6 protein-coding genes are annotated in these 5,390 nt (G+C 63.5%); 2 read left to right on the forward strand and 4 right to left on the reverse strand.

What is annotated here, in order from left to right; all coding sequences use genetic code 11:
• The coding region (locus tag FVA95_RS27265; RefSeq protein ID WP_205016004.1) for a hypothetical protein at positions 1 to 253 on the reverse strand (253 nt) is incomplete at its 3' end.
• A 192-nt stretch (positions 254 to 445) separates the two neighbouring features.
• Between FVA95_RS27265 and FVA95_RS27270 the strand changes: the two genes are divergently transcribed.
• Positions 446 to 697 (forward strand): hypothetical protein, encoded by a 252-nt coding sequence (locus FVA95_RS27270; RefSeq protein ID WP_149666676.1) that lies wholly within the window; start codon positions 446 to 448, stop codon positions 695 to 697.
• Positions 698 to 1,561: 864 nt separating this feature from the next.
• Here the strand turns inward: FVA95_RS27270 and murJ are convergent.
• The 3 genes from murJ to FVA95_RS27285 form a co-directional block, all read right to left on the reverse strand.
• Positions 1,562 to 3,289 carry a murein biosynthesis integral membrane protein MurJ gene (gene murJ, locus FVA95_RS27275; RefSeq protein ID WP_240051767.1) on the reverse strand — a complete coding sequence of 576 codons (1,728 nt, stop codon included), beginning with the start codon at positions 3,287 to 3,289 and terminating at the stop codon, positions 1,562 to 1,564.
• A 681-nt stretch (positions 3,290 to 3,970) separates the two neighbouring features.
• Positions 3,971 to 4,090 carry a replication initiation protein gene (locus FVA95_RS27280; protein WP_255474707.1) on the reverse strand — a complete coding sequence of 40 codons (120 nt, stop codon included), beginning with the start codon at positions 4,088 to 4,090 and terminating at the stop codon, positions 3,971 to 3,973.
• A gap of 333 nt (positions 4,091 to 4,423) precedes the next feature.
• Complete coding sequence (locus tag FVA95_RS27285) at positions 4,424 to 4,615, reverse strand: hypothetical protein (protein ID WP_149666679.1); 192 nt, start codon at positions 4,613 to 4,615, stop codon at positions 4,424 to 4,426.
• A gap of 509 nt (positions 4,616 to 5,124) precedes the next feature.
• Here FVA95_RS27285 and FVA95_RS27290 point away from each other — a divergent pair.
• A partial coding sequence (locus tag FVA95_RS27290; RefSeq protein ID WP_161992492.1) for a transposase occupies positions 5,125 to 5,390 on the forward strand: 266 nt, incomplete at its 3' end.

The following is a 5,390-nucleotide window of genomic DNA, read 5'->3' on the forward strand; positions in this document are numbered from 1 at the left end:
CGAACAGAGCCGGGTCCGATGGTGGTGCGGCGAGCCGGTGTCGACGCTGCACCTTCGCCAGGCCCAGGTCGAGCTCGCCCTGCGCGGCGTCGTCGAGCATGCCCTGCGCCCGGGCCATCAACAGCCCGAGCTCGACCTCGCTGTGCGCCGAACCGAGGTGCGCGACGATCCGCTGCCGGCGCCCGGACACATACTCCGCGATCTGCACCGCCGTCGCGCCCGAGCCCGTCCGGACCCGCCTGATGAACGCCACAACCCCGCAGCCTACCCACCGATTAGTGCGTGAATCCCGCACCAGGACCCCACATCACAGCAGGTCACAGACTTGCCGTGTCGCCGAGACCGCGCCGGTGATCAAACTCAGGTCTGACACCGAGGCGTCTGACACCGAGGCGTCTGACACCGAGGCCGACCGGCGTCACGCCGCTCAACCTAGGGTGAGCCCATGCCCGAGCGCCGCCCCGCCGCGGGCACCGTCCGTCTCGACGCCGGCGACGCCGCCGAGCTCATCGAGATGCTCTCCTTCCTCGCAGACTGGCTCGACGACAGCGACTCCTCCGCCGACTTCGCAGGATCGCTGCGCCGGTTCACCAGCGGCGGCTACAGCCTCGCCGATCTCCAAGCCGACCTCGCCCGCTTCACCTTCCTACTCGGCGACGACGGCGAGCGATTCTTCAACGGCTCAGAACAGCAATAGCCACACCTCCACCGGCGGCGCGCACCGCCGGAGGGAACACCTCACAGGTGGGGCCAACTACCTCCGTCACCCTGGGGCCAGTTTGGGTTGACACAGCCAAGGCGGCGCAGGCGACGGTTCACGACACGACCCACGACACCGTTCACGACACGGTTCACGGGCCTGTTCACGAGTCGGGCTCTGCTCGGGGGGCACGAACCGGTGCTGGGGGTCGACGAGGCCGTCCGCCGACGGTGACAGTCGAAGAACGTGGCTGGAACTGACCGGCCCGGACGGCTTGTTGAACCAGCTCGTACCCACAACGACATCAGAGCCCGTACGCGGACAACGTTCACGACACGAAGGTGTCTGGTGGGCGGGTGTTGGACTTCCGGGCTCGCGACACCACCACCGACGACCCCGCCGACAGCGCCGCCGTCGAGGTGGGCGGGCGGGTTCCCGCCCGGGGCCCGGCTCACGATCACCGACCCCGGGCAGCACCCAGCACCGCATCGCACCGCGCCGCGACCGCTCCAGCGTTTTCCTAAGGAAAACGCACTTGCTCCGCCACAGGCGGTCTCCGCTCCGCCAGGGAGGAGAGGACCGCCTCCGGCGGAATGGAGCGGCGGGGAGTCGTCACCATCAGCCAGCACTACCCCGCCAGGCGTCGACGGATCAGCACGCTGAGCTGGGTAAGAGTGCGGGTCGACAACGCAATCACGGCAGGGCAAGACAACACGCCGAGACCCCAGTCAGGATGGTCGATCCTGGTCGACTGCCGTCCTACCGGGAGCCTCACCCCGCTACACCACCACAAGCCGGGACACCACGAACACGAGCTGAACGGCGATCTGGGCGACTGGCATGGCAGCGCTGGCCGCAGCCTCATCGCCGGGCAAGACGTCGAAATAACACGTCGATCTCGCGAATCCGCAAAACCCACATCCCGGCGCCAGTCAGCAGTAATGCCATCAGCGCGCCGCCAAGCAGCAACATCCAGGCCCGGGCGACATCTGGCCAGTCCGCGACGGCTGGTTCCACGAACTGGGTCAATCCCCAAGCCGCGGCTGTCCCAACTACGGATACTGACAGAGTCTTACCTAGGCAGGTGAGAACCTCCCCGGTCTGAACCCTCCCAAGCTGTCGACGTAGCAGCCACTGCCCCAACAGAGCACCCACGATAAACGACAGCGAGTTCGCTCCGGCGAGGCCGAGTACAACTTGTCCCGGCGGAAGCAATAAAGGGCAGGCCAACAGTAGCGGGATCTTCATTCCGACTATGCAGCCCTGGATCAGCGTCGGGGTCCGCGAATCAGTCATCGCGTAGAAGACCCGCAGCTGCAGCATCATCACTGCGTAAGGCAGTAGTCCGAACGCCGAGGCCGCAACAGTCGCTCCCAGCCGAGCCGCCCCCTCGCCGCTACCCGCCCCCACTGAGAACAGCGCCGTACCTAAAACTACGCCGAACGCCGTCATGATCGCAGTTATCGGGATCAAGCCAATCGTTGACAATCGGATGCCTAACGAGAGATCCGCAACAACTTGGTTGGTATTCCCCTCTGCCGCCGCCCGACTCATACGCGGCATCAATGCTGTCAGCAGGGACACACCAAGAACTCCGTACGGAACCTGCAGTAAAAGCCATGCGGTGAAATAGGTGACCACGGAGCCGTCGTCGGCAGCTGTAGCCACGCGAGTCGTGATGATGTAGCCGACCTGCCCTACGAGCACGTAGCCGACAATCCACAGCGCCATACCACCTGCCAGTGACAGCCGCGGATCCCAACCCCATACTGGACGATAGGAGAACCCAATCCGGTGCATATATGGCACTAGCACCAGCGCCTGCATCACAATTCCGAGTGTCGTCCCGATCCCCAGAACCAGAAGCTTTGAGTCGCCCATTCGAACCGGATTGACTGAAATCTCCCCCGGCAGCAGAACATAGATGCCAAGAACACCCAGCAAAACGAGGTTATTAAGCACCGGCGCCCATGCGAACGGTCCGAAAACCTGCTTCGAATTAAGAATCGCTCCGAGCAGTGCGCCAATTCCGTAGAAAAATATCTGCGGTAGCAGCAGCCAGGCGAACACTGTCGCCAGCCCAGGATCGGCCCGAGAGCTATCGATATAGAGAGCGGTCAGAAGCGGCGCGGCAAGTACTGCTAGCGTGGTCGCGACTAATAGTGCGACCCCGACCACGGTCAAGAGCCTGCGGGTGAACTCCTCGCCACCATCGATGTCTTCAGTCTGGGCACGGACTAGGACCGGGATCATCACGCTAGTCAGAACGCCGCCGAGCAATAGCTCATATATGATGTTGGGCAGCGTATTGGAGACAGTGTAAGAGTCGTTTACGACCGCGAAGCCAAGCACAGCCACGAGTGCAACGTTGCGCACAAATCCGGTGATTCGACTAACCAGACTTGCGATCGCGATCGTACCAGAGGAACGCACCAAGGAATCGTCGGAATCAGCTGATTCCGACGACGATTTGCTGAGTTGAGATGCATCTTTCAGCGCAGGACCATAGCCACCCCGAGGGAGGGGCTGAGTTGCATCTACATTTTCGACGGAGCTGAAATGAACAAATCCGATGGGGTCCGTCGGCACCCCATCGCTCCCCTTCCTCCGAGCATGGTCTCCGTACGCCGAATCCCTGATTCTCCGCTCTTCCAGTGGCACAGCATCATCCCCATTAATCAATGACCTAGGAAAGCTGTGACGCCGCCAGAAATTATACATTTAATAGGTGTGATAGCTAGAGTGAGGTCCCGAAGTCCACGAACGACTAGCAACGACCGATCACGCCAGCACCGCGAATTGCTCCTGGGCCGACGGGGACGAGCCCAGACCCTAGATAACGATCCTGTCCCGCGCCGACGCACACTTCGTAATCTGGGTAGAAGGCGCGGTCGACATTGATCCGCTGTCCGTGGTTGACGCAATTTCTCCAATACGCAGACGATTCATGCTGCGAAATTCGAACGCTGCGGAATCCGCATCCAACCTGCGCTACCGCATGACCACGGCTACCCGACGCATACTCGATCGATTCAGCTCGTGCAGAACCCACGATTGAAGCACCACCGATCGAGAGTAATGCAGTCAGGATGCAGATTCTCTGAATGGACAACCTAGTGATCTCGCGGAACTTTGACACTGACTATTCCACCCTTTCAGTTGATGGCGAAGTTGATGAACTGACATGGCATTCGTTTCACTTTTTCTCAGCTCGATTGTACAGCCTCCGTCCCCGCAGGCATACACGAAAGCAACCTAAGCTTGGGTCATCTACGCCGACAGGGCGAGGCGCATGGAGCGGCGTGAGCCGTAGTTGGTGGTGTTGACCGGGACGGTGACTCCCCAGCCGAGGTGGGCGTGGCCGTTGACGGGGTTCTCAATGATCATCACGTTGGGGATAGGGTCGGGGAGCGGTGCCGGTCTCGGGCGAGGAGCTTCGCCCTGACGTTGTTGGCTTCCCGCTGACGCGGGAAGCGGGAGCGCCCTCGCTGCGCTTCGGGCGAAACTCTGACTTGGTCAGGCCCGCGTGTCACACCCCAGCCAGGACCACCCCGACCGGTGGGCGGCCGCGCATCCCACGAGACCGTCCAGCCGTAACCGCACCACCGCGACCGCCGCAGCCCGCCCGCCCCCTGGGGCGGGTGAGGGGCCTGCTCAATGAGGTCCAGGTCCAGATGGTCGACCTTCAGGCCCGCGCTCCGCTGGCCGAGTACGAGGAGACGATCAAGGACGGTGCCGGCAGTGCCGCCGGAGCTCGCGTTGGGAGAGCCCACCGGCGTGAGCGACGCCGAGCTTGAGCGCCAGGGCGGTGGCGCGGGCGCGGGTGGGGCGCCGGTGGGCCCCGATCATCGCGCTGAACACCGCCACCAGCGCGAACCCGGCCAACAGCATGACCCCGGCGAGCCCACCAACCACCCGACGACCAGGCCACCTCGACCCCGAGCCCAGGCCGGTGATCGGGCCCGGCCGCAATCCAGGTCCTGGCCTCAGCAGCAGCGGCATCGGTCAGGCCCCCGCCAGTGGAGCGACACCGGTGACCAGCCAGACGCCCGGCGCGGCATCAGGCTCAGCGTCAGGCTCGCTGGCCACCAGCTCCACTTCGATAGTGAAACCGTCCAGCGGCACCGCGACCCGCACCAGGCCCCGCTCGGTAGCAGTCACGCACTCTTGAGCTGGCCCCGAGCGACCCGCCCCCGTCGACAAGGCTTCGACGGGGGCGGGTCGGGGCTCGGTGGAGTGCAGCCGGGAGGGGCCCGGTGGTGGAAACATCTGACTTGGTTGTTGTTGTTGAACAGACACTCACAGATTTTCTTGGTGGTGTCGGCGTGTCCGTGCTCGGGTCTCGGGTCGTGCCTGTGAGTTTGACCCCTGACGCCGGACACGTCACCTGAGGTGGACTCGGTCCACCAGGGAGGATGTTGTTCGTGCCTGCACTTCACCCGCCCGAGTTCCGGCGTCGCGCCGTGGACCTTGCTCGTGCTGGCGACAAGCCGGTGTCTGCGATCGCGAAGGAACTGTCGATATCGGAGTCGTGTTTGCGGAGCTGGATGGCCCAGGCCGCCGCCGACGACACCGGCGGCTCTGATTCACGGCTGAGTAGCGCCGAGAAACGCGAATTGACCGGGCTCCGTAAGGAGAAGCGTCGCCTTGAGGTGGAGAACGAGATTCTCAAGCGGGCGGCCGCGTATTT

This window comes from Pseudonocardia sp. EV170527-09 (assembly GCF_008369905.1).
Lineage (GTDB): Bacteria > Actinomycetota > Actinomycetes > Mycobacteriales > Pseudonocardiaceae > Pseudonocardia.